Origin of the sequence: Mucilaginibacter boryungensis (genome assembly GCF_015221995.1) — a bacterium.
Classification (GTDB): Bacteria; Bacteroidota; Bacteroidia; order Sphingobacteriales; family Sphingobacteriaceae; genus Mucilaginibacter; species Mucilaginibacter boryungensis.
This window is the reverse complement of the sequence record NZ_JADFFM010000001.1, coordinates 404,603-431,008: the sequence shown is the minus strand read 5'-3', so window position 1 is coordinate 431,008 and position 26,406 is coordinate 404,603. Positions and strand designations below refer to the sequence as shown.

The following is a 26,406-nucleotide window of genomic DNA, read 5'->3' as shown; positions in this document are numbered from 1 at the left end:
ACATCTTGTAACTATGAAAAGAATAGGCCTTTTGCTGCTAATAGCGGCCATTTGCGGCTGCACAAGCGCCCCACCTAAATTAACAACAGGTATCTGGCGCGGGGTTTTAAAAATGAAAACCGGCGATGAGCTGCCCTTTAACTTCGAGGTAAAAGACACAGCGGGTAAGCAGGAAATAGCTATTATTAACGGTGCCGAACACTTTCGTGTGCCAGATGTGCGCATGGATGGCGATTCGGTATTTATTAAGATGCCTCTGTTCGATTCCGAATTTAAACTGAAACAGCAGGATGGCAAACTGGAAGGTAAATGGATAAAGCACCTGGCCCAAAAAGATAATGTGCTGGCATTTACCGCCACACCCGGACAACCCTACCGGTTTTTTGAATCGCCGGATAAACCAGCCGCAAATTTAAGTGGGCGCTGGTCGGCAGTATTCACCAGCGATGGCGTGCGCGATACTACCATAGGCGAATTTAAGCAAGCGGGAAACAAAATAACAGGTACCTTTTTAACCACCACCGGCGATTACCGCTACCTTGAGGGGGCCGTTAACGCCGATAAATTATACCTTTCGTGCTTTGATGGTGGCCATGCATTCCTGTTCACCGCTAACATTAAAGATAGTGTTAACATAGATAATGGTAAGTTTGGTGCCGATAGTTGGGAAGCTGTAAAGAACGAACAAGCCAAACTGCCTGATGCTTACTCGCTTACTGCGCTTAAACCCGGTTATAAAAAGCTGGCCTTTACATTTAAAGACATCAACGGCAATAAAGTATCACTTACCGACGACCGATTTAAGGGCAAGGTGGTTATTGTACAGTTTATGGGATCGTGGTGCCCCAATTGTATGGATGAAACCGCTTACCTGGTTAATTATTACAAAAAATATCACCCAAAGGGTGTAGAGATAGTAGGCCTGGCATATGAACGTACTACAGATTTCGCACGTTCGCAAAAAACCTTGATGCAACTAAAAAACCGCTTTAATGTACCATATCCTTTATTAATAACCGGCTTTACCAATAATAAAGACGAAACAGCGAAAAGCCTGCCAATGCTGGCTAATTTTGTGGCTTTCCCAACCACTGTTATTATTGATAAAAAAGGCGATGTGCGTAAAATACACACCGGGTACAGCGGCCCAGGTACCGGCGAACATTACATAGCATTTGTGAATGAGTTTGAAAAACTAACCGACGACTTGTTGGCTGAGAAATAAAATTTCAATAAAGAAGCGAAAAATTTTCCCGATATTTTTTTAGAGACACTTTCTATAGTGTCTCTTTTTTGTTTAACACACATATTCATGTCTTAGCCGGCAAAATCATATATCTCATTCTTGTACAAACAGCTTCGCTTCCCCCAATTTTTAAACTTATTTGTTTAACAAAAAACTTGTCAAAGCTCCCCTATTTCATTAAATTAAAATTTACCCAATAAGCAAAATATTATTCCGTAAAATAATATTTGTAAAAATATTGTCACCCTGCCGAGGGTTAAAAAACAATATTCTTATCCCTGTTGTTGTCAAACCGCGTATTAGTTGCAGCGTGTGCAGCAACAAAAAAAATACGCCAGACGGCTTCATCAGCTGATCCCTGTTGCAAGCCACATTAATTATAAATGTTAAATAATAAGGTAATGCCTGTTCAATTAGTTGACAGCTAAGCGGCGGCATTATACATAAGAAATATATCAATGAGTAAATCCAGGGAAAACAAACAAGCAGTTATAAGGCAAACCCTGCCCAAAACGCCTACAGGTATCATAGGGCTCGACCAGGTTACCGGCGGTGGATTGCCTACAGGTAGGCCAACACTGGTATGCGGCGAAGCAGGCTGTGGTAAAACGTTGTTATCGTTAGAATTTATTATACGGGGCGCAACCGAATTTAATGAACCGGGCGTGTTTATGGCGTTTGAAGAAAAAGCCGATGAACTGGCACAAAACGTAGCATCGCTGGGGTTCGACCTTAACAAACTGCAAAAAGAAAAAAAGATACGAGTCGATCATGTTCATATAGAACGCATTGAAATAGAAGAAACCGGCGAGTACGACCTTGACGGATTGTTTATCAGGCTTGAACATGCCATTAACTCTATAGGCGCCAAACGCGTGGTACTGGATACCATAGAAAACTTGTTTGCGGGATTAAACAACCAGCGTATCCTGCGTGCCGAACTGGTGCGCCTGTTTCATTGGTTGAAAGATAAAGGGGTTACTGCTATTGTTACCGGGGAACGGGGCCAGGGCAAATTTACCCGCCAGGGGCTGGAGGAATACATTTCAGATTGTGTTATCCTGCTTGACCATAGGGTGATAGATCAAATATCAACCCGCCGGTTGCGTATTGTAAAATACCGTGGCACATTGCATGGCACAAATGAATATCCTTTTTTAATTGATGAGGAAGGCATATCTGTGCTGCCGGTTACATCGCTGCATTTATCTAAAGATGTACAAACCGAGCGCATGCCAACGGGTATACACGGACTTGATCAGATGTTGGGCGGCAAGGGCTTTTTTAAAGGCAGCAGTATTTTGGTATCGGGCACTGCCGGTACCGGTAAAACAAGTATAGCCGCTTATTTTGCTGCCGAAACCTGCAAGCGTGGCGAGCGCTGCATTTATTTTTCGTTCGAAGAGTCGCCAAAGCAGATCATTCGTAATATGCGTTCTATCGGATTAGATCTGCAGCAGTACTTAGATAAAGGCCTGTTAAACTTTCACGCTTCGCGGCCAACGCTTTATGGGCTTGAAATGCATCTGGTAGCTATGCATAAGCACATTCGCAAATTCAAACCCAGTTGCGTAGTGCTTGACCCTATTACCAACCTGATCACTATCGGCTCGGTAGGGGATGTAAAATCGATGCTGGTGCGCCTGCTGGATTTTTTAATGGAAGAACAGATCACCGTTATGTTTACCGCTTTGTCACTAAATACCATTGTGAACGAGCAAACCGACGAAGGGGTATCATCGCTGGTAGATGCCTGGCTGCTGGTGCGCGACATTGAATTTAACGGGGAGCGCAACCGGGGCATGTATGTTATGAAATCGCGCGGGATGAAGCACAGCAACCAGGTGCGCGAATTTATTATTACAGATAATGGCTTGAATCTTGTAGACGTGTACCTCGGCCCGGAAGGAGTATTAACGGGGTCGGCCAGGGAAGCAGAACAATTGAAGGAAAATACCGGGAAAGCATTACATAATTATGCCTTGGATAGAAAAGACCGCGAAATTTTACGGAAACGTAAAGTATTAGAGTCAAAAATATCCAGTTTACAAACCGAGTTTGAATCTGTTGAAGAAGAACTGAACAAGGTTTACCTGGAAGAAGAACTGAGAAAAGATATTATGGAAAAAACCCGCCAGGAAATGATAAAAATGAGGCGCGAAGCGGAAGCAGAAAAAGAAAACCCACCGGCAAAAAAATCCGGTAAAAAGAAATGACAACAGTAAAATCTAAAAAAGCCTGGGAACTACGGTTGTATGTTGCCGGTAAAACACAAAAATCTATCACCGCTTTAACCAACCTGAAAAAATATTGCGAGGAGTATTTAAAAGGACAGTATGTAATAGAGGTAGTAGACCTGCTGGAAAAGCCACAACTGGCCGAAGGCGACCAGATATTTGCGGTGCCTACGCTGGTGCGTAAAGTACCCGAGCCGATACGTAAGATCATCGGAGACCTATCAAACGAAGAGAAAGTGTTAGTAGGGCTGAATATACGCCCCGCGCAATTATAGCCGATGAAAGCAAAAACATGGATGAAGCAAAATAATGGAACAGGCCAGTACGATGGCATGTATTTGTTGCGCCTGTATATTACCGGGGCTTCACCTAATTCTATCCGCGCTGTGGACAATATAAAAGCCTTTTGCGAGGCGCATTTAAAGGATAATTACCAGCTGGAAATTATCGATGTTTATCAGCGCCCTGGTATTGCCGAGCAGGAACAGATTATTGCCCTGCCATTGCTGATAAAGAAAAGCCCGGCACCGGAACGCCGCTTTATTGGCGACCTTTCTGACACAAAAAAACTATTGGAGTGTTTTAACGTTAGCCTGTAATTGAAAGTATGGAACAGCGACCGACATATGAACAACTGCAGTCAGAGCTACGCGAATTGCATTGGCAGTTAGCCGAAGCCAACGATGCAATTGACGCTATACGCAGCGGCCAGGTTGATGCCCTTATTGTTAAGAATGAGGCAGGCCCGCAATTATTTACGCTAAAAAGTGCCGATCAGAGTTACCGCATGTTTATTGAGAAAATGAACGAAGGTGCCATATCGCTGAACCGGAACGGTGTAATATTGTACAGTAATTCAAAGTTTGCCAGCCTGGTAGGGCATCCGCTGGAAAACGTGATAGGCTATCATTTTAATAAATTCGTACCTGAGACCGAATGGGAAAAACTGGCCGAAATATTTAACGGTTCGTGGATAGCGGATTGCAAGGCAGAACTGGGTATCTTAAGTAAATCAAGCAATTTAATCCCTTGCCTGTTATCCTGTAATGTAATAGAGTTTGATGGCGGAGAAGCTTTAAGCCTTATTATTACCGATCTGACCATCCAAAAAGAAAACCAGCTACAGCTTGAATTGCAGTTTGACAAGCTGGAAGAGGCACAACTGCTTACCAAAAAACTGAATGATGAACTGGAAGAAACCGTAAAAGAGCGTACCAAGGATCTGACCATTAGCAGGGAATATTTAAAGTTGCTAACTGATAATATCCCCCAAATGACCTGGACCAACCTACCCAATGGCGAAGTAACATTCTATAATCAACGCTGGTATACCTACACCGGCTTAAACCACGAAGATACTAAAGGATGGGGCTGGAAAGAGGTTGTACACCCTGAAGACGTGCCCCTTACTATGGAACGGTACATGACCGCTTTAGAAACGGGAGGCATTTTTGAAGTAGAGAACCGTTATAAAAGGGCCGATGGTGAGTATCGCTGGCATTTAAGCAGGGGTATCCCGCTTAAGAACGAGCTTGGCGAGATACTTTTTTGGGTAGGTACTGCCACCGATATTGAACAGCAAAAGCAGGAAATGGATAAAAAGGACGAGTTTATAGGCATAGCCAGCCATGAACTTAAAACACCATTAACCAGCTTGAAAGGGTATCTGCAAATTATGAGTATTTATCGTAGAGAGGATATCCCCTCTACGGTTAAACAATATATAGATAAGGCCAACATATCCATAAATAAACTGCACCACCTAATCAACGACCTGCTTGATGTTAGTAAGATACAAGCTGGCCGCCTTACCTATCCGTTAACCGACGTTAACCTGGCAAATATGATCACTACTGGTGTTGAAAATGCTGCCCAGATATACCCGGCGTTTCATTTCGAGCATGAAATTGACCCCGAATTAATGGTGCATGGCAATCCCGAACGCCTGGAACAGGTATTGATGAACCTGGTAAGCAATGCCACTAAGTATTCAGACGAGGGAGGCAGAATAATTGTTAAAGCCGTTAAACTGGATGGCCATGTGCGTGTATCGGTTACCGATTTTGGGATTGGCCTTTCTGAAGAACAGCGCGAAAAAATATTTGAACGCTTTTACCGTGTAGAGGATAAATCATTTAGCACCAGCGGACTTGGCATGGGGCTATATATCTCATCTGAAATTATTAAACATCATAAAGGTGTTATCAATGTAGAAAGTCAGTTAAAAAAAGGCTCAACATTTTATTTTGAATTGCCTCTTTTACCTAAAAATCAATAACCACCAGGCAAATATCCTTTTTCCATACCGCTATATCTTACTTTTTTCGTGTGAATTTAACTTAACGAAAAAAATATTTCGACGCTAAGCGAACGAATTATGTAATTATCCGTAAAACGGGATGATGGATAACTATATAGTTAAAATTAAATTTTGTTCTTATAGTATACACTCATTAAATTTTATAACTTCAACATTTAATTGCTAACCTATTTAATGCGCAGTGTGAATTACCTGTCTAAAAACCGTCATATAAACCTTATATGTATTTTTTTTACCGCTATTCTATTTCCGGTACAGGCCATTTTTGCCGAAGGAAGTAAGGAACTGAATGCCAACCATGGCAGCAGGGCTTTCCTGGTATCGGGCACAACTGCAACTCAATCCTTCAATTTTCCCACTAATGGCACTATGAAAGTTTATGCCAAAGTGGGCGAGGTGATCAACGTAGGTTCAAGCGCACAGGGTATGGGGTCGGGTACTATAAATTTGCGGGCCCCTAACGGCAATACCTATACCAGCGGTAGTTCAACAACAGTTGGGCGCATTGTTAACAGATCGCAGGAATTGGCTGGCCCACTGCCAACAGCGGGTGGTTATATTCCCTATCAACATACTGTATTAGCTGGCGAAGACGGTGTTTGGGAGGTTGATTTTATGCCCGAAAACGGCGGACAGGTAAGTTTAGAGAACCCTGAACCTGTATCATCCGATGCCGATTGGGTACAGCCAAGCGGGCAATACATTACTGCATTTGATGTTTCTGTGCGTAATGTTGCCAATACAGCTTTTTTAACCGGAAGGGTATACACCAATATATTTTCGGGCATATTGGGCACTTTTGATGTTGGTTTTAACGGCATATTCCAAGTACTGACAAATGATGGGTACCTATACAAGTTTGACAATAACGGCCAGGCGGGTAATGGTTTCTCGTTCTTTGCAAATAATAAAGGTTTCAGAAAAGCCGGTGGTACAGCATCGTACCTTAGTGTAAACACGCTGGGGGGAATAGATATACAAGACCCCCGCGCAGCCGATACGCCTACAGATATTACCCACAAACTATTTTTTAATTCACCTGCAGCCGATCTGCCTGCCACAGCGCCAACACCCACGGGCACCACCTGGCTGCTAACTCCATTTGTTACCCCGCGTATAACAGCGCAGCTTAGCTTTACAGGTACAGAAGGCACTTTAGGCAAAGCTGGAACATCACCCCTGGGCGGTATTTTTTCTTTCGGCGCTAATAAAAATGGCACTTATACCATATCAATAGATGTAAATAATAACGGTGTATTTAATGATCCTATCGATAAACAAATAACCGGCCAGATCATAAACGGCACTAATACTGCCAATTGGGATGGCACCAATGGCTTAGGCGGTAAAGTACCCGTCGGTAATTATTCATCAACCCTTAATGCCATACTTTTTGGGGGCGAGGTACACTTCCCATTTTTTGATGTGGAACGGAATGTTAATGGCATTTTGTTAACTAGGCTTAATGGCCAGTCATCGCCCGATTTTACGGTATATTGGGATGATAGCCAAATTACATTTGCCCCGCCCAGCACTCCGTCTTCTCCCATAAAGAATACAACAGGCCAAAACAGCCAGATCAACGGGCATAAATGGGGCAGCGCGGGTACAAGCCCAACCGATTTTGGTGATACCAAAGGGTTAGACACATGGTCGTTCATTGCCAATACGCCCGCGGCAAGTACTGTTAGCTTTCAGGTGCGGGAGGCTGATTTAGAAGTAACCGACATTAATGTTAATGGCGGGGGCGGTTGTGTTGGCCAAACTGTAACTTACACCTTTACCGTAAAAAACAACGGCCCTACCGATGTAACCGGCAGCACATTCAACTTTACTTTCCCATCTAACTTAACCAACGTAACTGTTGTGGGAGCTGCTACTACGGGTATATCTTCATCGAGTAACGAAAGTACAACAACAGCGGCTTATACTGCCACGCTTAACCTTGCTAATGGCGCCATACGCACCTATACCGTAACCGGAAAGGTAACGGCCACACCAGGTGGCGGCAATGTTGCAGTAACTGCCAGCATATTACGTACCGCCGACGTTACCGATCCTGATGCTACAAACCCCGACGGCGCCGCGCCAACAGATGCCCAGGCTGAATGTGACAGCGCACCATCTGGCACCGGCTGTAATAATGTCAAAACTAACACACTTAACTTTTTGGCCTTGCCAAATGCAGGCCTCGATCAAAGCATTTACCAGGGAGATGTAGTTACCTTAACCGATACAAACCCCGGCGTATGGTCTGAATATGCCAGTATACCGCAAACTACCATAGCTGCACCCACAGCCTTAACTACTACCGTTAGCGGGTTTAATGATGTGGGTGTATATACCTTTATACGCGCTAATGCATCGGGTTGTGTTGATACCGTACTAATAACTGTTGTACCAAAAACAGTAGATATCCCGAGTGTTTTCACCCCTAATGGCGATGGTAAAAATGACACCTTCACTATACCAGGTATCTTGTCGTTCCCGGGCTCGCAGCTGCTTATTTTTAACCGTTGGGGGAACGAGGTCTATCGCTCAAACAATTACCAGAACACTTGGGACGGCAATGGCCTTAGCGAAGGGACCTATTATTATGTGCTGAATAAAAAAGAGCTTAGCGGTAATTTCACAACTTTTAAAGGATGGATATTTTTACGACGGGGAAAATGATAAAAGCTGTGAAAAAATATACGCTGATATTATTGCTTAGCTTAGGTGTAAAAGGCTATGCACAGCAGGGCATTCAATTTAGTCAGTATGCTTTTACCGGTTTAACTGTAAACCCTGCTTATGCGGGATATAAAGAAGACTGGACGCTGAACATGGTAAGTCGCCTGCAATGGACGGGCATCCCGGGTGCGCCAAAAACAGGAGCTGTATCTATTGACGGGCTTACTGACGATATTTATAAAAACGTGGGCCTCGGAGCGGTAGTTACGGCCGATCAGCTTGGGCCGCAAACTACCTCATCGGCCTACGCAAATTATGCTTACCGTTTGCAACTGGATGATGAAGATACACGTCGCCTTAGTTTTGGGATAGGATTTGGCGTATCGCAGTATAGTGTAGATGAATCAAAATTTCAGGCTACCGACATTAACGACCCTGGCATTGGGGCAGGTAACATTAGTAAACTGTCGCCCGATTTTCGTTTTGGCGTTTTTTACAATTCACCCACATTTTACATAGGGGCATCTGCGCTAAATATACTGGCCGATGCTAATTTTAAAGATAATGCAGCCGTAGTGCGGGAATCGCGCACGTTTTATCTTACGGCCGGTTATATGATGCCCTTAACAGGCAGCCTGGACTGGAAACCATCTATCCTGATAAAAGAAGACCTTAAAGGCCCTACAAATGTAGACCTCAGTACTAATTTTTTATTAGGAAAAACATTGTGGCTTGGGGCATCCTATCGTACAGGCGTGCCTACCTTTAGCAAAACGGCATTGCAAACAAGTTTAAGTCATTACGATGCTATTTCGGGGATAGTACAATACTATGTCAGCGATCGTTTCCGTATCGGTTACTCGTATGATGTGAATATGAATAAGCTGGCCAGCTATTCTAACGGTACGCACGAACTTTCGTTAGGGATAAGCTTTAGCCGGAGAAAAGAACGGATATTAAGTCCGCGATATTTTTAAACTATTACTATGATCAAATATATACTTGTCTTCTTGTTTGTATCGCTACTTATCCAACCCCTGCAAGCACAGGAGCTGACAAGTCGCCGTACCCAGGCCGACCGTTTATTTGAAAGGGCCGAATATTTTAAAAGCCTTGATTTATACCTCAAACTGGCCGAGGCTGATAAGCCTCAACCATCTGTGATTGAACGCGTAGCCGATTGCTACCGCCTGATGAATAATTATGAACAGGCCGAGGAATGGTATGCCCGCGCCGCTGCCATGAAAGGGGTAAAACCTATATCGATATATTACTACGCCGAAGTTTTGCTACGCGATAAAAAGTTTGAAAAAGCCAAAGAACAATATAAACGTTACTTTGCCGGCGGCCCGAAAGATCAGCTTGATTTTAAACTGGCCGCTTGTGATTCGGCAGTTGCCTGGAGCAGCCGGGTTGGCAACTATAAAGTAACCAACGAAAAGAAGATGAACAGCATTTACGGCGACTGGGGTGTAAGCTACCTGAATACCGACCGCCTGATCTATACTTCCGACCGGTCAACAGGGGATTATAAGGGCGATAAGGGTATTTATTACCGTACCGGTAACGAGTGGCTTAAACTGTTCAAATATGATGTTGCGCATAACGAAACTGAAGAAATTGCATTTGACAACACCGGAGATATTAATTTAAGCAAAGATTACCACACAGGGCCAATGGCCGTAAATGCTACCGGCGATACCGCCTACATTACGGTTACCACACGTTTAAGCACAGGCGATCTTCCCGATATTAAGACACCGTTTGACCAGCACCTGTATATCAGGCGGCTAGAGTTGATAATGGCCACAAAAGCGGGCAATGGCAAGTGGGGTAATTTTAAAAGGTTCCCTTATAATAATGTGAATGCTTACTCCATAGGCCATGCGGCGCTTTCAAAAAACGGCCAGATACTTTACTTTACCTCTGATATGCCCGGCGGGTTTGGTAAAACCGATATCTGGTATAGCGAAAAAACATCCGATGGAAAATGGGGCAAACCCGTTAACTGTGGCAATACCATTAATACCCCGGCCGATGAAGCTTTCCCTTCCATAGGTGGTGATGGCAAACTTTATTTTTCGTCGCGCGGGTTACCGGGAATGGGCGGCTATGATATTTTTTCGGCTAAGGGGTCGGGGGCCATTTGGAGCACACCAGTTAACCTGAAATATCCACTAAATTCTACAAGCGACGATTTTTGCTTTGTAAGTATAGATGGCAGAACCGGTTATCTGTCATCAGACAGGCAAGGCGGACAAGGCAGTGATGACATTTACAGCTTTATTTACACCGGGCATGATAATCCCGAAAAACCAATAGCGGCAATAAAACCGCCAAATACTATACCTGCTACTAATAAAGCAGCAGTGGGTGTCCCTGCTCCTGGCGAAGGATTGGCAAATGCCACACCAACCATTTCATCAGGCAATGTACCAACACGCCTCATTACGTTACAGGGTAAAATTTTTGAAAGTACTAGTAGGCAGCCAATAGATTCGGTAACAGTGCTATTGAAAAACGCGCACGGCGAAACAATTGGTGGCGGCATGGCCTTAAAAAATCAAATGTTTTCATTCCCGGTTACCTCGGGGCAGGATTACCTGGTAGAGGCACGCCGGGTAGGTTATTATCCATCAACGCAGCGTATTTCAACCGCTGGCATGGATGCATCAGGCAATAAGGTAGTAACCGTCAACTTAAACCTAACCATCGAACACCTGGAAATAGGGAAAACCTTTATCATCCGTAATATTTACTATGACCTGAACCGGGCTAATATACGCCCCGATGCTATGGTTGAACTGGATAAACTGGTAGCTATAATGCGCGAAAACCCGACCATGAGGATCGAGCTTTCATCGCATACAGATTCCCGTGGATCTGATTATTATAACATGTTGCTCTCGTATGCACGCGCTATATCGGCAGTAGCCTACCTTAAACGTCATGGCATTGCAGAAAACCGTATGGTAGCCATAGGTTACGGCGAAACCCGCTTACTTAACCAATGTGCCAACGGTGTGCCGTGTAGCGAAGAAGACCACCAGTTTAACCGCCGTACCGAGATCAAAGTAATTGGGGGTACCTTTACCAGGTAGCCTTACATCATGGATGGACTAACCCTCAGGTAAACCTCGAATCCCACTGGCGCGGTGCCATATAAAGTATGCAACTGCGTTGGGGAAAAATTCACCGTACCCTGCAGGCCCAGGCGCACATCGGTATTTTTAAACGTGCCGATAATACGATTGGTACCTAAAGTAAATGCGTTGATATTAAAATTGGGGTTTGTTGGATAAAGCGCATGCAGGTCAAGCTCTTCCGCATCTTTTCGCACAAACTCATAACGCGTATAAATGGCCGCCTTACTTAATTGCAACGTACTTTCCAGCAAAGCCGATGGCAATGTTTTACCATTATCCGAATAATGATTTTGTCCGTATACCAGGCTGGTGGCTATATAACTATGGTCGTCAAGCATTTTGGTGTGGATAGCCGATGCTGTAAACCTGTCCACATTCTGCTGCGGTTCCAAATCTTCCGGGCTATGGATCCAACCGTTTGACACCTGCAAGGCCCATTCGCGAGATGGGTTATAGGATAACCTTAAGGAATATGAATCAAATTTAGTCGGGTCAAAATCATAGCGGTGCTCATCCGGTTCGCGGCCGGTAAAAGCCGAACCTTCTAATTTCACATTTTTGTAGCGGAAGCCTAAGGTTGTTACGCCAAAGGTAATGTGTGTGGCATCAGCATAATGATGGGTTAACGGCGCGTCGGGATTGCTCATACCCGATAAGCGGTGCATAAATACCGGTGGCCCCAAAGCTGGTTCGCCGGGGTACCCTACACTTACATAAGCATCGGTGTTTTTAGCCAAGTGCTGATTGTAGCTCAGGCTTAATTCTGCAAACAGATCGTGCGGGTGCTGACGGTCTACCAGTTTTTGACCTTTGTACGACTCCCCTGTTTGATATAACAATGGGTAGCCGGCATTACCAACTAAAAACGGGTCAAACGATAGCATGGCATTAATGCCGAACAAGCCGTTTTTGCCTACTTTGCGCTGCGTCATCCCCATAATCATGTTGGGTGCATCAAAGTGGTGCCCGCCGCGGCTGCCCGCTTTAAATATATCCTGCACATTATAACGCACAAACTGGTTAAAATGCAGCATACTCATCCAACCGTTGCTGTGTTTCATGTAAGCATACATCGGGCTGGCATCCGGCAGCCACGAGGTGCCCGAACCATCGCGGCTCATAGGCAAATCAGGCGAATACATACTACTCATGCTCATCGGCATGGTATGCTTCATGGTATCCATGTTCATTTTCATGCCGGGCATATCCATTGGCATGGCATGTTTCATGCTGTCCTTTTTCATTTTGTCCATATTCATCGGCATCTTATGCTGCGTGGGTTTGGCAGTTGGCATTTTCATTTTGGCGCTATCAGCCATATGATGCTGCGCATTAGCCACAAAGCCAGCCAACAATAATATATAAGTGAAAAAATATCTTTTCATAATGATTAGGTAGTTAAAAAATATTGAACAAATTGTATTCCAGTCGCACCAGGTAAGTGTTTTCGCTGTTGCGTACCATGTTGCTATATAAGGGTGCACGATAAGCCAGATCGACCCGGAATACGCTGTTAAAAATAAACTGGACGGCAGGGGCTATATCCAAATAACCTTGCCCGTAACCGGGATTGCTCTTACCAAGTAATTCAGCATATAAATTCACGTTAACCTGTTTATAATCCGTATAGGTTTTAGGGAACAGCAGGTACCCGGCAGAAAGGGTATAGCCTATCGCATCCCTGGCGCTGCCAACGGGTAAATGATATCCGCCACGGTTATCCAAGGCATGCAGATAACTTGCTGAGCCGGATATGGCCAACTTATGCAGTAATTGGGTAAATACCAAACCGCTTTGCCAACCAGAGTTATCGCCTTCTAAGCTGATCTCCTGATTAATAAACGGATTATTGATAGTAGATATCTTGGCAAATACTGCCCCCCGAAAGTGCCGCTGAACAGAATCGACCGATAAAAAACGGTATTTGGCATAAGCGCTTACCCCTCCAAACTTTTGACCGGGTTGATCATAATCCGATGCGTAAAATGCGGTATGCAGCATCAGGCTTTTGCCTGCGCCATACATTAGTTCAAGCGTGCTGCGGTTTTTAAACCCGTTGGCATTATAGCCCTGGTTCTCTATCCGTATCCCTAAAGATCTAGCGGCCATGTTACTGGCCGGCTCGGTGTTTACATACAGTTCCTGCGCCAATGCTGGTGCAGCCGGGATAATCAACCCCAGTGCAATAATTAATCGCTTAATCATACACTTAAATTATTACCCGGTAAACCCGGCCTGTTTTAGCATCAGCGGGGTTAATACCTGCATACTTTTTATAAACAGATGGGGGAGCAAATCCTTTATCAACCACAGTAACTGTTGTTGGGCCGCTTGGGGCTTTATCGGCACCGGCTACCACCAAATAGGTATCGCCAGAATAGCTAAACGTATTGCTGTTAAGTTTAGTAGAGGCAAAATTGAACGTAGCTTTCAGGTTATTAACAGAAAAACCTGCATTCTGCACTTTTTTGCTGATCTGATCTAAACTGACCGGAGTGTTGCTTTTAAAAGTAATCACAAAAACGTTGCGGTTAAGATCGGGTTTAATATCACCGATGAATTCAAGTGTACGGAGGGCTTTCTCGGTTGCCTTTGAACACATGGAACAGGTGAGGCCGCTTACCTGTACCTCGGCTTTAACAAATTGGGCTTTTGCTGCGCCTATACCTAAAGCCAGCAATAAAGAAAATATTTTCAGAAATTTCATAATGTGTCGAATAATTAATGTTAAAACATGATTATGCAGCGATGTTATCGCGCAGGTCAATTTCTTAAACAGGAATATTATCGACAGATCAAATACGGAGTGAGCAATTTTGGATATATACAGGTGTGCTGCATCCCCCATTAGGCGGGCCACGCTGGGCGGGTTCGTCAGTAGCTTCATCCTGCGGCGGGAAAATATAATCCTCGAAGGGTAGCTTGGGCAGGTCTACATAAAATAGTTTGCTTAAAAGCGATGGCGTTTTTGCCTGGTGGGCGTCTTTTACCTTAACTACCACTTGCTTATCGTGGCAGCATTTCATTTTTACCGGGCTGCATTTTTTGGCCGGCGCATCTATTTTAACCGATGCTAATGTTTTACCACAATAATGTAAATTAAGCGCAAAGCCCGATGCTGTAACAAAGTACAGCAGCACCAAAGTTAAAACGCTTATTTTTTTAAACATAATGCAAAGGTATGTGGTTGTGTGATAATTTACAAACGAAATAATTAGTTAGATATTGTGTACCTCAGTTAGCAAGCAAAAAATAGCGATGGGGTCTAAAACCCATCGCTATTTTTACAAATCAAAGACCTTAAATTCTTATTGCCCCTGCTTTGCTTCAGCCTTCATTTGTTCGTTAGCAACAATGGCTATCTCTACACGGCGGTTTTGCGAGCGCCCATCGGCAGTGGCGTTATCGGCAATAGGTTCAATTTCGCCTTTACCCTGTGTATTTAAACGAGCCCCATCTACCCCACTGCTTACCAAATACGATTTTACAGCTTCGGCACGGCGGATAGACAGATCCATATTATGTGTATCGGTACCGGTATTATCGGTATGGCCCACAATAAGTATGTTGGTTTGTGGATTATTTGCCAGCGATTTAGCCAGATTTTCAAGATTACTTTTTGCAGCAGGTTTCAATCCGGTTTTATCCACATCAAATAAAATGCCCGAATCAAACTTCACAATAATACCTTCGCCCTGGCGCACTACCGTAGCACCCGGAACGGTTTGCTTTATTTCAGCTGCCTGTTTATCCATTTTATGGCCTATCACTGCGCCGGCAGTACCGCCAACCGCGCCGCCAATTACAGCTCCTAAAGCAGTGTTACCTGCCGCTTTACCTATAAAGGCGCCTACAACGCCGCCTGCGCCTGCGCCGATAGCCGCGCCTTTTTGTGTTTTTGTAAATGAGTTACAACCGGGCGCTAATAATCCCGTTGTTACGACAGCTATGCTTAACGCCGCTATCTTAATTCTTAAAGTTTTCATATATCTTTTCTGTAATATTTAGATTACAAAGTAAATGCCATTTTGATGAGATTGTTTTAAAGATGGCTGTATATTATAAAGCCGTGGCACAAATTTTCATTTGCTGAAATTAATTTTCTTCCCGCGTTACCTGGCGACTATAAAACAAAAGCCGCCCGATAAAATCGGGTGGCTTTTATAATTTAACAATATTCCTTTTTATTAGAATATTTTAAACCCTACGCTTACTGCCCACAGGCTTGGTCGCTGGCCATAATTATCGTTAATTTTTGTCAGGCTGCCTTCGTAACGCAAATCGGCGGTAATAGCGCCTAAATCAACCCCGGCACCGGCCTGGTAACCCAGCGTGCTTTTTTTGTAGTTGCCAAAATCGGCATAAGCGCCATTAAAATTATCAGCAAAACTTTGGCTTTTGCTAATGTTGTAAGAATAAATCGGGCCAGCCATTACCCGCAAATTAACCTTGTTGGTACCTATTACACGGCCGCCTATTAATAAAGGCACATTCAGTGTAGTAAAATTAACATCACCGCTAAAATTGTTGTTTGATGTTTCAAACTTGCCGCCGCGGCTGCCCAGGTAAATTTCGGGCTGTAGGTACAAACCGCCGCCAAAACGGGCAAATAAGCCTGCCTGATAGCCAGTCTTGGTCGACTCGTTCAGGTTATCGGTATTTATCTTCGAGAAGTTTACACCGCCCTTAATACCCAAATTAAATTGTGCTTTAGCACCAATGGCCACGGCCATCAGCATTGCTATACTCAATACGTACTTTTTCATAATTTATCAGATGTAGATTAATACTGGATGTAAAAACTGCTTTTACAGCCATTTATTGTATAATGCCTTGCAATAGCCTTGCCAAAAATGTTCGTGCTGCTATAATAAATCTTCATAATGGTTGCATTCGCATACCATATATCAGGCCACTGCAAAGCTTAATTGAAGCTATTTTGGCATAAACCTTAATCTCCAATTAACTAAACACTAATCACTAAATTTCATATTTTTGCCGCAAATAATTATTATGGCAGAGATTAGCATCAGTAATAAAGACTGGCCGCGTGTAAAAATTAAGCTACAACGCAAATACAACCACTTAACCGACGAACAACTGGAATACACCGAAGGGCAGGAAGAAAACCTGATCAGCAAACTGGAAGCGTTGGTTAACCGCAACCGCGCTTACGTGGTTTTTACACTAAAAAAAGCCCTGGTTAATATTGATAACAACCGGCTTTAAATATTATATTTTACCTGCTTTGCAAACAGCGTCATGCCGAATTTATTTCGGCATCTCACATGCCGGTAACAAATTCGGCATGACCTTGACATTTATATTAAACAATTCCTATTTGTAAGTTAAGGAACATTGTAAAACAAGAAATGCTTTTTGTAACTTTATCTTCCCGAGATAAAAGTGTTGAGCATGAAAAGCATGGCAAAAATAAAAAGCAGTTATAAAGCAATAGGATTTTCGGCAGGTGTGATAGGTTTGGCCCTGCTTGTATGGAGTTTCAACGACGACCTGTTCCAGATATCCAAAAATCTGGACGTATTTGCCTCCCTTTATAAAGAAGTCAATATTAACTATGTTGATGATATAAATTCGGCTAAAATGCTGAAAACCGGTGTGGATGCCATGCTGGATAACCTTGATCCCTATACGGAATTCGTCCCCGAATCGGAAATTGAAGATTACAAGCTACGCTATGTAAGTACCCAATATGGCGGCATTGGCGCAGGCATTTTTGTGCGCGATAATAAAATATATGTATCGGATGTATTTGAAGGGTTCCCGGCCCAAAAAGCCGATATGCGCCCCGGCGATCAGCTTTTAAAAATTAATGATATTGACCTTAACGGTAAAAATAACGATCAGGTAAGTTTGCTGCTAAAAGGGGCCAAAGGCGCAGCCATTAAAATATTGGTAAAGCGCGATGCTGCCGCCCCGGTTGAAAAAAACCTGGTGCGCGAGGAGATCAAACAACCCAACGTATCCTATTTCGGTATGGTTGATGGCAATATGGGTTACATAAAGCTGGATAAGTTCCTGGAAAATTCGGCCGAGGAGGTAACTAACGCGTTAGTGTCGCTGAAAAAGAACAACCCTAACGGTATTATCCTCGATCTAAGGTCGAACGGTGGAGGTATTTTGCAGGAAGCTGTAAAAATTGTGAACTTGTTTGTAGCAAAAGACCAGGAAGTTGTATCCCAAAAAGGAAAGGTTAAAGAAAAAAATTACAGCTACCGTACGGTAAGCGACCCACTGGAACCTAACCTGCCATTGGTAGTGCTGGTGAACGCGCATTCGGCCTCGGCTTCAGAAATTACCGCAGGGGCTTTGCAGGATTTAGACCGCGCCGTGGTGATCGGTCAGCGCAGCTATGGCAAAGGGCTGGTGCAGCAAACCTTTAATCTTCCTTATAATAGTTTAGTTAAAATCACTATCGCTAAATACTATATCCCATCGGGCCGTTGCGTGCAGGAGGTTGATTATACCCACCGCAAGGATGACGGCAGCCTTTCAAAAGTTGCCGATTCGATGATGCACGAATTTAAGACCAAGGATGGTCGCTCGGTTTACGATGGCAGTGGTGTATACCCCGATCTGTTTATGAAGCAGGAGAAGTTTGCCGATATTACCCAAACCCTGGTGGGCAAGCTTTTCATTTTTGATTATGCTAACAAATACCGCAATACCCATCCGCAAATTGCCCCGGTAAAAGGGTTTACCCTTAGCGATGCTGATTACGCAGATTTTGTAAAATATCTGTCGGATAAAAACTATTCGTACAGTACTGCGTCGGAAAAAGTGCTTGACGCCTTTAAGACCGAGGCGACTAAAGAGAAGGGATTTAGCGAAGTACAAACCGAATACGATGCCCTGAAAGCCAAAATGCTGGCCAGCAAAAAAAACGACCTGCAACAGCATAAAGACGAGATAAAGCAGGTGCTTGAAAATGAAATAGCATCGCGCTATTATTTTGATAAAGGCCGCTACGAAGTAAACTTTAAATATGATAAGGAACTGGCTCGCGCGGTGAAAACCATGCAGGATAAAAACCAGGTTGCCGCCATATTAAAAGGCGAAGGCAGTTATAAAGTTATTGGCAAACCGCAACTGGCCATGGCTGGTAAGAAAAAGGATAGCGGGGAAGATAATTAGGATTCGGATTGCAGAATTTCAATTTCGGGGTTATTAACATTTGCAGAAAAGCGTTCATTTCCTAAAATGAACGCTTTTCTGATTTTTGAATTATATCTGCCCTTATACCTTACTTGGCCATTCTGTTAAATAATATCCTCCCGATTTAAAAATTAGTGTAAATTCGCAAGCGTAAAACTTACACTAAGTAACATACATCAATAAACTATGAACTGCGGTGCAGCCGCTTTTTCAAAGGGAACCAATGGCTGAAATAAAGAAAATAGGTGTTTTCACATCCGGTGGCGATGCACCTGGCATGAATGCCGCTATCAGGGCGGTAGTACGCAGCGCCTTATATTATAATTTAGAAGTTGCAGGTATCCGCCGCGGGTACGAAGGGATGATAAGCGGGGATATATTTAATATGGACCGTAAATCGGTTGCCAACATTATACAGCGGGGGGGCACTATTTTAAAAACGGCCCGCAGCGATCAATTCCGTACGCCTGAAGGCCGCAAAAAAGCCTATGAACAGTTAAAGAAAAATAATATCGGCGCCCTGGTGGCTATTGGCGGCGATGGTACGTTTACCGGCGCCCGTGTGTTTGGACAGGAATATGATATGCCCGTATTAGGTTTACCCGGCACTATTGATAACGATTTGGCCGGTACCGATTTTACCATTGGCTACGATACCGCCATTAATACCGTGGTTGACGCGGTAGATAAAATACGTGACACCGCCGAATCGCACGACCGTTTATTTATAGTGGAGGTTATGGGGCGCGATTGTGGTTTAATTGCCCTGCGCACAGGTATTGCAGCAGGCGCCGAAGCCATTTTGATCCCCGAATCAAAAACCGACCTGAACGCACTTTATGAACGTTTGGAGAAAGGCCGTAAAGATAAATCGTCAAAGATTGTAATGGTAGCCGAAAGCGGCGAAGCAGGTAATGCTTTTGAAATTGGCCGCCAGATAAAAGAACGTTACCCTCAATATGATACCCGCATTTCTATTCTGGGCCATATTCAGCGCGGTGGCCGCCCAAGCTGTATGGATAGGGTACTGGCCAGCCGTATAGGTGTAGCAGCAGTGGAAGCTTTAATTGCAGGCCGGCGTAACGAGATGGTGGGCATTATAAGTAACGAAATTGCCTTCACCCCGTTTGAACATGCTATTAAACATAATATAGAAATAAACGATAACTTTTTGAAGATACTGGAGATACTGTCTCTTTAAGAAACCGTCATCCCGAACTTGTTTCGGGATCTCATAACGCATTATATACTTGTGGGATGCCGAAACAAGTTCGGCATGACGTATAACCTATAACAACTTCCCAGCCACTTCTTCCCAGGTATTTACCCGCTCATATTCTGTTAAACTGATATTATGATGCGAAGTGAATAGTAACTTGCGGCCCTCAAATCCAATAAAGTTACGGATGCGGTCGTCTATCATTATATCTACATTTACAATTTTATAGCCACAAAAAATAATGTTAGTCCAGGGGATGAAGGGGAAATGATCACCAAGCCATTCCAGCTTGTCCTGTAATGAATTCGGGAATTCCATGGCGGCAGATACAATATACACATCGTATTTCTGGCATAGTTGCCTAACCACCTCAATAGCGCCGGGTATCACATTCAGATCGCGAAAAAATCCTTTCTGATTAATGTATTCCCGCAAGGTGTGGCCAATTTCTGTAGGCAGAACATCACGAAACTCTTTATTTTTCAGTTGATCGTGCGTGTAAGTGTAGCCATGTTCACGCTGATAAATCTCAGTAAATTTAGCTACCGGGTCGGCCAGTACTTCATCCATATCAATAGCTAAGCGTAATTTGTTGGTTGGTGGCGGTTGGTAAAATGGTGGGTTAGTAACTTTGTCTGACATATTTGATGATAGTATAATTAATACAAAGGTAGGCATAACCGTTTGTTTGATATTGATTAATAATCATTTGCACGGTATGGATATTATAATTACCTTTGCAGCCCCGCAGAATACTCCGGGGGCAATGTTGAATACATAAAAATTAAAAATGGCAACTAAAATCAGACTGCAAAGACACGGTAAAAAAGGTAAACCTTTTTATTATATCGTGGTAGCGGATTCCCGCGCTCCAAGAGACGGTCGCTTTATTGAGCGTTTAGGTTCATACAACCCAAACACCAATCCGGCTACTATCGACATTAACTTTGACAAAACGCTTGACTGGGTAAACAATGGTGCACAACCAACCGATACCTGCCGTGCAATACTGTCATACAAAGGTGTTTTATACAAAAAACACTTACAAGGTGGCTTAAAGAAAGGCGCACTGACCGAAGAACAAGTTGAAGCTAAATTCAACGCCTGGTTAGAGCAAAAAGACAACAAGATTACCGGTAAAAAAGATTCTTTATCATCAGCAAAAGAAGAAGCTAAAAAAGCTGCTTTAGTTGCTGAAGCTAAAAAGAAGGAAGAAAGAGCAGCAGCCATTGTTGCTAAAAACACTCCACCGGCTGAGGAAGTTGAAGAAGCACCAGTTGCTGAAGCTGAAGAAGCTCCGGCTGCTGAAGTTGAAGCACCTGCTGCTGAAGAAGCTGCACCTGCTGCCGACGAAGCACCTGCCGCTGAATAATTTCAGACAAAACACATTCAAAAATAGCCCCGACCATTATCGGGGCTATTTTTGTTAGACGACAATTACGAAATGAAATTCCCTGATCATTTTAAGGTAGCCACTGTTGGCAAAACCAAAGGCCTAAAAGGCGAGATGCAGCTTTATGTAGATGTTGACGGGCTGGAGGATATCAAATTTAACGCGGTGTTTATTGATATAGCCGGTAAGCTGGTGCCCTACTTTGTAGCATCGTACAAGCCATCGTTAAAAAACACAGCTTATATTTATTTGGAAGATGTGGACACGATTGAGAAAGCCAGCGCGCTGCTAAAAAAAGAAGTATACCTGCCTAACAAACTGAAACCTGTGAAAGACGAAGAAGATTTTACCTTGTTTGACCTGGAAGGTTTTATAGCTGTTGATATTGACGAAGGAGAACTGGGCATAATTACCGCCGTGCACGAATATCCGCAGCAAATTATTGCAGCTTGTGATTATGATGGCACCGAAATTCTTTTCCCCCTAAATGAAGCTACTATAAAAGGGATTGATGTGGTGAGGAATATTGTAACCGTTGATTTGCCGGTAGGTTTGCTCGATATTTATTTGGACTAAAAAATTATTTGTCAAATATATTGGTAACTATATACAACCTGGGACAAAAACAAAATAAAAAATCAGACATTTATACTTTTAATTTGTATATTTGTCTGATTTAAAGGTAACAACCATGAGTAAAATCACTTCAAATACCGTTATTGTCCAATCAAATGAGAAAGAGGCATCCACTTTGCAAGGTCGCCAGGTTCGTACTCATCAAGGTCAAACAAAACAACCACTTGAATTTGTTGACCTTGGATGGTATGTTGGATTTCGTCCCATTCGCCGTCGATAATTAAATTGGCAATCCCGTTAATATCTGCATTTATTGGCACAGCTACTATTGCTGAAATTAACATTTCATTATACATGGTATCAATCAGGTGTAGGTTCTGACTGATTAGCTTTATTCCGTTTTCGTAATTCATAAAATTGTGATTTAGATTATTTGTTTAAATATAAATGATTAATTAGTGGTAATTTATATATTCCTAAGGGTTGTAAAACTATGTAGCTTTGATATTTATACAGCATTACTTACATTAGTGGTGTTAAAAGTACTGTACTGAATATCGGAGTGCTATCCTGAATTACCACAAATAGTATGCACACACCGAGATGAGAGGTACGCTGTAAAGGCGTGGCTGTGTCTCTTTGTGTGTATAAGGCTGTGGTAAGCCGAGGATAGCGAAGATTAAGCAGTCACGCTTATTTTGTTTTATCCTTAAATTACCACATTAATGAAAACGATTCACTGGGTGCTATTCTCTATAGGCACCTTTATTATTACATTTTTATTAACCTGTATATTGCTTTATGTTCCTTTTTGGCTCGCTAATTTAATAGTATGGTTACGGTGGTTTTGGTTTGCTTTAGCGTTTGCCCCAATAGCTTTTATATTCTTTTTAGCCGGAAGTATAATTATGGGATATGGTTATTTACTAATAAATAAATATAAACCAGACTATACTTGGAGTATAGTTATTGTGTGTGCTTCTTTGGTTGTGTCTTTAATATTGTTTTTCTACCTTGTATCGTTTTTAAGCAGGCCATCGGGTGCCTGGGACACTACCATGATTTTGTTGTTTATTGTAGAGGTTGTGCCAACATACGCGAGACTGAGGCGCGTTATATATAACACAACGTTTCTAACAGATAGTAGATTTGCTTATTATAAAACAAAACTTTAGTCTAAACAATATATTTAAACCATTAATCACAAAACATGAAGAAATTAATAATCATTAGCATTCCAGAGAATAAAACAACGAACGGTCAAATAAAAACCGAAGTATATGGCGGACTGGATGAGTACTTTAAAGATGGGTATTATATAGATAAAATACACCCATACGCGACAGGCTTTATGGTGGAGATGGTAAAGCCGAGCGAAGAAGATAGTATTACTATTTTTTAATAGGGTAGTGAAGTTCTGTTGAGTGGGTGTAAACCCTAATGCCTAAAAAATAAACGAAAATCTTTTTTAATTCTGTGAGTTTATGCTCTTTATTGAAATAAAGATGCGTGATTTTTTTGATCATTGGTGTTTATTTTTTAGGTGTTTTAGGCTTAACAAAAGCGGCTTTAATTACACTCTCTAAGGTGCCGTTAATCTTAAGTTTGTCGTCCTTAATCTCAACGACTTCCATAATGCGGTCTTTAGATTTATTTTGCTTTGCCATACGGCAAATTTACGCAATAAGTTTCTTATACGTCAAGCGTTTGCCGTTCACGTTCTTAATTGCGCCCTCAAATCTTACCGGGTCGAGTATCTTACGGGTGTTATAACGATAGCCGAACTCATGGCAGTAGCGGTGCAGGTGTTTGGTTGATACAAAATGATATACGCCTACAATGCCTCGTTTAAGCTGGCTAAAGAAACCCTCAATAGTATTAGTGTGCATTGCACCCCTGACATATTCCTTTTGAACATGGTTAACAACTTCATGTTTATAGGACTGTTTCAGGCTACCATACATAGTACTGCTATCAGTAATAATTAAGGCTTGTTCACCAACGGTGCTTTGTATAATTGGCAGCACATCAGATGTCTTTACGCTATTGGCCTTAAACACGGTAGTTTGTACCGTTCCGCTTTCGCGCTCTAACATAGCCACTACACTTGTTTTGCTAAAGTACTGGCCGCCTGTTAATCTTAGTTCCGCGCGTTTTTTATTACTCTTATTTTTGGTCGCGCCACCTACGTAGGTTTCATCAACCTCAACTGTGCCTGTCAGCATTTCGGGTGCGTTCTCTGTCAGCATTTCACGGACACGATGTAATATAAACCATGCGCTTTTTTGGGTGATATTCAGATCGCGCGATAACTGTAAACTACTGATACCTTTCTTATGTGCGGTCGCCAGGTAAATAGCGGCAAACCAATCACTCAAAGGTATCTTTGTGTTTTCAAATATAGTACCGGAAGTAACGCTGAATTTCTTAGCACACTCTTTAGCCTTACATTTAAAACCTCTGTTAGTTACATAGGCACCAACGTTACCACAATGCGGGCATGACGGCGTATCTCCCCAGCGTTGTTTAGCAAGGTAGGCTTTACATGTAGTTTCGTCCTTAAAGTAGTGTATCACCTGTTTAAGGCTTTTGAATTGTGAAGTCATAGTAGTAGATTAGTTAAATGGAAGATGATGTTAAAAAAGCCACTTTTGAGGCTATTGAAAAAATAGGTACGTTTTATCGGGGTTCTGTTATTAATGAATGGGCGAAACTTGAAAAATGTGTTGAGCTTATAATAACCTCACATCTTAGTGGCGACCCTCAAACACGAGGCAAAATCGCTATTTTGCTATTAGGCAGAATGACGTTTCATGCTAAGAAAGAGGTTATCAACACCCTGCTTGTGAACTATAATGAACTTTACCCAAATAAACAGCAGAAAAAATCATTCACTAAGTATGTTGATGCTTTAGGCGGTGTTAACCGGGAAAGAAATATATTTGCTCACCATATACTGAATACAACGGATGAAGGATTGCAAGCATTCCCTGATAAAATAGGGTATGTAGAATATAAGGATGGTTCATTAACGCATTGGTACACACAAGAACTATTTGGAAAGCTTATTGAGCGCATTCTAACAATCAAAGATGAAACCATGACACTTTATAACACGCTCGTTCCGCCAGCTAATCGCAAGTAGCGTTCCAAACGGCACTGTTGCCCCTTAATTCAACCAATTCCGCGATATTATACACATCAGCAAACCCACCGTTGGTTTTATCTCTATATCCGTTCCGTTCGTTATAATCGTCGGCAATCATTTGTGCTATATCGCAGTCAATGTATATTAGGCCGTCAAATTCTTTTATGTAGTAGCCATCCCTTTCAAGGATAACAAATAAATCGTATTCTGTAAATGTCATAATTTGTCAATTTAAGTGAATGGTAAAAGACTATAAGTTTTTGGGATGGTTTAACGGTGAGTTGTTTGTCCCAATAGGTATATAGTTACCAATATATTTGACATTTGTAAAGTTTATTTTACATTTGGTAAATCAAACTTTACAACATGAAAGCACAATTTCTTTTTCCCCGGTTTTTCAGGTATATCGGTTACCTGCTGGCACTTCCCGGTTTTGTACTGGGTTATTTTGTGGTTTATCAGAAATACCAGATAGCTGCTCTGAGTTTTGAAATAAGAAAGCAACGCACACTTTTACTAAGCACAACCGAAAACTTCACTAATGAATTGGCTTTAACGCTGGTTATTGCAGGATTGTTATTTATCGCTTTTTCAAAGATTAAAAAAGAAGATGAACTGACAGGTAAAATAAGGCTGAACGCACTTTACTGGGCTATACTGACCAACTTTTGCGGATTTGCGATATTTATGGCGCTTTCCTTCATTAACTTTTTATTTAAAATAGAACCTATTACTCAGTTATTAAACGCTATTAATAGCGGCGACGCTTTCCTTATCTATAATTTTTATACGCCGTTGGTTATTTTTATTGGCCGCTTTAATTATCTGATTTACAGGAATAAGGCCGATTGCAAAGTACCCGAGATCCATTTACTTAAACATGCACCCTATAATATCATTGGTAAGGGCTTGTCTTTAATTATTATAGGTATTATTACGTTCAATCTTGTATTTACACAAAACAATACTGTTGATAATATTTATTGGGTATTGCCTTTAACACTGTTATTGTGGGTATACGCCAAAGAGAAGAACGAGGACGAGTATATTAATGCACTGCGCCTTGATGCCATGCAAATAGCGGTTTATACCAACTATATTATACTGCTATTATCTAACTTTTTCTTCTATGGCATTGATTTCCTGATGATACAGATCATCAATTTTGTAACCATTCCGCTGATATTTCAAATCCGTTTCCAATACCTTTTATTCTATTTGCGCAGGCAGGATGCCCGCAACAAATTAAACTTAAGTTGTTTATAATCTGCC

Annotated in this window: 27 protein-coding genes; 16 read left to right on the top strand and 11 right to left on the bottom strand. The window is 42.4% G+C overall.

Annotated features, from left to right (window positions below; genetic code table 11):
- Positions 1-13 precede the first annotated feature (13 nt).
- The 8 genes from IRJ18_RS01875 (at position 14) to IRJ18_RS01840 (ending at position 11,577) form a co-directional block, all read left to right on the top strand.
- The gene (locus IRJ18_RS01875; protein WP_194104504.1) at positions 14-1,225 is read left to right on the top strand and encodes a peroxiredoxin family protein; all 1,212 of its coding nucleotides are present in this window, start codon (positions 14-16) and stop codon (positions 1,223-1,225) included.
- Positions 1,226-1,704: 479 nt separating this feature from the next.
- On the top strand, positions 1,705-3,462 hold the full coding sequence (gene kaiC, locus IRJ18_RS01870; protein ID WP_194104503.1) for a circadian clock protein KaiC: 1,758 nt from the start codon (positions 1,705-1,707) through the stop codon (positions 3,460-3,462).
- Entirely contained in the window at positions 3,459-3,758 is a 300-nt protein-coding gene (locus tag IRJ18_RS01865) for a circadian clock KaiB family protein (protein WP_194104502.1), read from the top strand. The genes kaiC and IRJ18_RS01865 overlap by 4 nt, the downstream gene beginning before the upstream one ends.
- Before the next feature lie 3 nt (positions 3,759-3,761).
- Entirely contained in the window at positions 3,762-4,082 is a 321-nt protein-coding gene (locus IRJ18_RS01860) for a circadian clock KaiB family protein (RefSeq protein ID WP_194104501.1), read from the top strand.
- Between the two features lie 8 nt (positions 4,083-4,090).
- Positions 4,091-5,761 carry a PAS domain-containing sensor histidine kinase gene (locus tag IRJ18_RS01855; protein ID WP_194104500.1) on the top strand — a complete coding sequence of 557 codons (1,671 nt, stop codon included), beginning with the start codon at positions 4,091-4,093 and terminating at the stop codon, positions 5,759-5,761.
- Between the two features lie 216 nt (positions 5,762-5,977).
- Positions 5,978-8,476 (top strand): T9SS type B sorting domain-containing protein, encoded by a 2,499-nt coding sequence (locus IRJ18_RS01850; protein ID WP_194104499.1) that lies wholly within the window; start codon positions 5,978-5,980, stop codon positions 8,474-8,476.
- Entirely contained in the window at positions 8,449-9,453 is a 1,005-nt protein-coding gene (locus IRJ18_RS01845; RefSeq protein WP_228072490.1) for a PorP/SprF family type IX secretion system membrane protein, read from the top strand. The genes IRJ18_RS01850 and IRJ18_RS01845 overlap by 28 nt, the downstream gene beginning before the upstream one ends.
- Positions 9,454-9,462: 9 nt before the next feature.
- A complete protein-coding gene (locus IRJ18_RS01840) occupies positions 9,463-11,577 on the top strand; it encodes an OmpA family protein (protein WP_194104498.1) in 2,115 nt (704 codons plus the stop codon).
- Positions 11,578-11,579: 2 nt separating this feature from the next.
- On the opposite strand, the gene IRJ18_RS01835 is transcribed toward IRJ18_RS01840, so the two are convergent.
- The 6 genes from IRJ18_RS01835 to IRJ18_RS01810 all read right to left on the bottom strand — a co-directional run bounded on the left by IRJ18_RS01835 (position 11,580) and on the right by IRJ18_RS01810 (position 16,388).
- Positions 11,580-13,007 carry a hypothetical protein gene (locus IRJ18_RS01835; RefSeq protein ID WP_194104497.1) on the bottom strand — a complete coding sequence of 476 codons (1,428 nt, stop codon included), beginning with the start codon at positions 13,005-13,007 and terminating at the stop codon, positions 11,580-11,582.
- A gap of 13 nt (positions 13,008-13,020) precedes the next feature.
- The gene (locus IRJ18_RS01830) at positions 13,021-13,827 is read right to left on the bottom strand and encodes a hypothetical protein (protein ID WP_194104496.1); all 807 of its coding nucleotides are present in this window, start codon (positions 13,825-13,827) and stop codon (positions 13,021-13,023) included.
- A gap of 4 nt (positions 13,828-13,831) precedes the next feature.
- Entirely contained in the window at positions 13,832-14,329 is a 498-nt protein-coding gene (locus IRJ18_RS01825) for a heavy-metal-associated domain-containing protein (protein ID WP_194104495.1), read from the bottom strand.
- Between the two features lie 88 nt (positions 14,330-14,417).
- The gene (locus IRJ18_RS01820) at positions 14,418-14,792 is read right to left on the bottom strand and encodes an HYC_CC_PP family protein (RefSeq protein WP_194104494.1); all 375 of its coding nucleotides are present in this window, start codon (positions 14,790-14,792) and stop codon (positions 14,418-14,420) included.
- 138 nt (positions 14,793-14,930) lie between these two features.
- Positions 14,931-15,608, bottom strand: a complete 678-nt coding sequence (locus IRJ18_RS01815; RefSeq protein ID WP_194104493.1) for an OmpA family protein — start codon at positions 15,606-15,608, stop codon at positions 14,931-14,933.
- Between the two features lie 201 nt (positions 15,609-15,809).
- On the bottom strand, positions 15,810-16,388 hold the full coding sequence (locus IRJ18_RS01810) for a porin family protein (protein WP_194104492.1): 579 nt from the start codon (positions 16,386-16,388) through the stop codon (positions 15,810-15,812).
- A 247-nt stretch (positions 16,389-16,635) separates the two neighbouring features.
- On the opposite strand from IRJ18_RS01810, the gene IRJ18_RS01805 reads away from it, so the two are divergent.
- From IRJ18_RS01805 to pfkA, 3 genes are all read left to right on the top strand, one after another.
- Positions 16,636-16,851, top strand: a complete 216-nt coding sequence (locus IRJ18_RS01805) for a hypothetical protein (protein WP_194104491.1) — start codon at positions 16,636-16,638, stop codon at positions 16,849-16,851.
- A gap of 195 nt (positions 16,852-17,046) precedes the next feature.
- Entirely contained in the window at positions 17,047-18,777 is a 1,731-nt protein-coding gene (locus tag IRJ18_RS01800; protein ID WP_228072488.1) for a S41 family peptidase, read from the top strand.
- A 244-nt stretch (positions 18,778-19,021) separates the two neighbouring features.
- Positions 19,022-19,999, top strand: a complete 978-nt coding sequence (pfkA, locus tag IRJ18_RS01795) for a 6-phosphofructokinase (RefSeq protein ID WP_194104489.1) — start codon at positions 19,022-19,024, stop codon at positions 19,997-19,999.
- 87 nt (positions 20,000-20,086) lie between these two features.
- On the opposite strand, the gene IRJ18_RS01790 is transcribed toward pfkA, so the two are convergent.
- Complete coding sequence (locus tag IRJ18_RS01790) at positions 20,087-20,659, bottom strand: 5' nucleotidase, NT5C type (protein WP_228072486.1); 573 nt, start codon at positions 20,657-20,659, stop codon at positions 20,087-20,089.
- Between the two features lie 148 nt (positions 20,660-20,807).
- Between IRJ18_RS01790 and IRJ18_RS01785 the strand changes: the two genes are divergently transcribed.
- Positions 20,808-21,389 (top strand): 30S ribosomal protein S16, encoded by a 582-nt coding sequence (locus IRJ18_RS01785; protein WP_194104488.1) that lies wholly within the window; start codon positions 20,808-20,810, stop codon positions 21,387-21,389.
- 51 nt (positions 21,390-21,440) lie between these two features.
- Entirely contained in the window at positions 21,441-21,986 is a 546-nt protein-coding gene (gene rimM, locus IRJ18_RS01780) for a ribosome maturation factor RimM (RefSeq protein ID WP_228072482.1), read from the top strand.
- 140 nt (positions 21,987-22,126) lie between these two features.
- On the opposite strand, the gene IRJ18_RS01775 is transcribed toward rimM, so the two are convergent.
- A complete protein-coding gene (locus IRJ18_RS01775; protein ID WP_194104487.1) occupies positions 22,127-22,399 on the bottom strand; it encodes a hypothetical protein in 273 nt (90 codons plus the stop codon).
- 797 nt (positions 22,400-23,196) lie between these two features.
- Here IRJ18_RS01775 and IRJ18_RS01770 point away from each other — a divergent pair.
- The gene (locus IRJ18_RS01770) at positions 23,197-23,388 is read left to right on the top strand and encodes a hypothetical protein (protein WP_194104486.1); all 192 of its coding nucleotides are present in this window, start codon (positions 23,197-23,199) and stop codon (positions 23,386-23,388) included.
- A 130-nt stretch (positions 23,389-23,518) separates the two neighbouring features.
- Here IRJ18_RS01770 and IRJ18_RS21100 read toward each other — a convergent pair whose 3' ends face one another.
- Together IRJ18_RS21100 and IRJ18_RS01765 are read right to left on the bottom strand one after the other, a co-directional pair.
- A complete protein-coding gene (locus tag IRJ18_RS21100) occupies positions 23,519-23,653 on the bottom strand; it encodes a hypothetical protein (RefSeq protein WP_262893250.1) in 135 nt (44 codons plus the stop codon).
- Between the two features lie 9 nt (positions 23,654-23,662).
- The gene (locus IRJ18_RS01765; protein WP_194104485.1) at positions 23,663-24,592 is read right to left on the bottom strand and encodes an IS1595 family transposase; all 930 of its coding nucleotides are present in this window, start codon (positions 24,590-24,592) and stop codon (positions 23,663-23,665) included.
- 17 nt (positions 24,593-24,609) lie between these two features.
- On the opposite strand from IRJ18_RS01765, the gene IRJ18_RS01760 reads away from it, so the two are divergent.
- The gene (locus tag IRJ18_RS01760; protein ID WP_194104484.1) at positions 24,610-25,131 is read left to right on the top strand and encodes a hypothetical protein; all 522 of its coding nucleotides are present in this window, start codon (positions 24,610-24,612) and stop codon (positions 25,129-25,131) included.
- Here the strand turns inward: IRJ18_RS01760 and IRJ18_RS01755 are convergent.
- Positions 25,118-25,354 (bottom strand): hypothetical protein, encoded by a 237-nt coding sequence (locus IRJ18_RS01755; protein WP_194104483.1) that lies wholly within the window; start codon positions 25,352-25,354, stop codon positions 25,118-25,120. The genes IRJ18_RS01760 and IRJ18_RS01755 overlap by 14 nt on opposite strands.
- Positions 25,355-25,500: 146 nt before the next feature.
- Here IRJ18_RS01755 and IRJ18_RS01750 point away from each other — a divergent pair, with 146 nt between their 5' ends.
- On the top strand, positions 25,501-26,400 hold the full coding sequence (locus IRJ18_RS01750; RefSeq protein ID WP_194104482.1) for a hypothetical protein: 900 nt from the start codon (positions 25,501-25,503) through the stop codon (positions 26,398-26,400).
- Positions 26,401-26,406: the final 6 nt, after the last annotated feature.

Bases quoted from the DNA above. Each gene is read 5' to 3' on its own strand.
- IRJ18_RS01875 (WP_194104504.1), top strand. From the start codon at position 14: ATGAAAAGAATAGGCCTTTTGCTGCTAATAGCGGCCATTTGCGGCTGC.
- kaiC (WP_194104503.1), top strand. From the start codon at position 1,705: ATGAGTAAATCCAGGGAAAACAAACAAGCAGTTATAAGGCAAACCCTG.
- IRJ18_RS01865 (WP_194104502.1), top strand. From the start codon at position 3,459: ATGACAACAGTAAAATCTAAAAAAGCCTGGGAACTACGGTTGTATGTT.
- IRJ18_RS01860 (WP_194104501.1), top strand. From the start codon at position 3,762: ATGAAAGCAAAAACATGGATGAAGCAAAATAATGGAACAGGCCAGTAC.
- IRJ18_RS01855 (WP_194104500.1), top strand. From the start codon at position 4,091: ATGGAACAGCGACCGACATATGAACAACTGCAGTCAGAGCTACGCGAA.
- IRJ18_RS01850 (WP_194104499.1), top strand. From the start codon at position 5,978: ATGCGCAGTGTGAATTACCTGTCTAAAAACCGTCATATAAACCTTATA.
- IRJ18_RS01845 (WP_228072490.1), top strand. From the start codon at position 8,449: ATGGATATTTTTACGACGGGGAAAATGATAAAAGCTGTGAAAAAATAT.
- IRJ18_RS01840 (WP_194104498.1), top strand. From the start codon at position 9,463: ATGATCAAATATATACTTGTCTTCTTGTTTGTATCGCTACTTATCCAA.
- IRJ18_RS01835 (WP_194104497.1), bottom strand. From the start codon at position 13,007: ATGAAAAGATATTTTTTCACTTATATATTATTGTTGGCTGGCTTTGTG.
- IRJ18_RS01830 (WP_194104496.1), bottom strand. From the start codon at position 13,827: ATGATTAAGCGATTAATTATTGCACTGGGGTTGATTATCCCGGCTGCA.
- IRJ18_RS01825 (WP_194104495.1), bottom strand. From the start codon at position 14,329: ATGAAATTTCTGAAAATATTTTCTTTATTGCTGGCTTTAGGTATAGGC.
- IRJ18_RS01820 (WP_194104494.1), bottom strand. From the start codon at position 14,792: ATGTTTAAAAAAATAAGCGTTTTAACTTTGGTGCTGCTGTACTTTGTT.
- IRJ18_RS01815 (WP_194104493.1), bottom strand. From the start codon at position 15,608: ATGAAAACTTTAAGAATTAAGATAGCGGCGTTAAGCATAGCTGTCGTA.
- IRJ18_RS01810 (WP_194104492.1), bottom strand. From the start codon at position 16,388: ATGAAAAAGTACGTATTGAGTATAGCAATGCTGATGGCCGTGGCCATT.
- IRJ18_RS01805 (WP_194104491.1), top strand. From the start codon at position 16,636: ATGGCAGAGATTAGCATCAGTAATAAAGACTGGCCGCGTGTAAAAATT.
- IRJ18_RS01800 (WP_228072488.1), top strand. From the start codon at position 17,047: ATGGCAAAAATAAAAAGCAGTTATAAAGCAATAGGATTTTCGGCAGGT.
- pfkA (WP_194104489.1), top strand. From the start codon at position 19,022: ATGGCTGAAATAAAGAAAATAGGTGTTTTCACATCCGGTGGCGATGCA.
- IRJ18_RS01790 (WP_228072486.1), bottom strand. From the start codon at position 20,659: ATGTCAGACAAAGTTACTAACCCACCATTTTACCAACCGCCACCAACC.
- IRJ18_RS01785 (WP_194104488.1), top strand. From the start codon at position 20,808: ATGGCAACTAAAATCAGACTGCAAAGACACGGTAAAAAAGGTAAACCT.
- IRJ18_RS01775 (WP_194104487.1), bottom strand. From the start codon at position 22,399: ATGAATTACGAAAACGGAATAAAGCTAATCAGTCAGAACCTACACCTG.
- IRJ18_RS01770 (WP_194104486.1), top strand. From the start codon at position 23,197: ATGAAGAAATTAATAATCATTAGCATTCCAGAGAATAAAACAACGAAC.
- IRJ18_RS21100 (WP_262893250.1), bottom strand. From the start codon at position 23,653: ATGGCAAAGCAAAATAAATCTAAAGACCGCATTATGGAAGTCGTTGAG.
- IRJ18_RS01765 (WP_194104485.1), bottom strand. From the start codon at position 24,592: ATGACTTCACAATTCAAAAGCCTTAAACAGGTGATACACTACTTTAAG.
- IRJ18_RS01760 (WP_194104484.1), top strand. From the start codon at position 24,610: ATGGAAGATGATGTTAAAAAAGCCACTTTTGAGGCTATTGAAAAAATA.
- IRJ18_RS01755 (WP_194104483.1), bottom strand. From the start codon at position 25,354: ATGACATTTACAGAATACGATTTATTTGTTATCCTTGAAAGGGATGGC.
- IRJ18_RS01750 (WP_194104482.1), top strand. From the start codon at position 25,501: ATGAAAGCACAATTTCTTTTTCCCCGGTTTTTCAGGTATATCGGTTAC.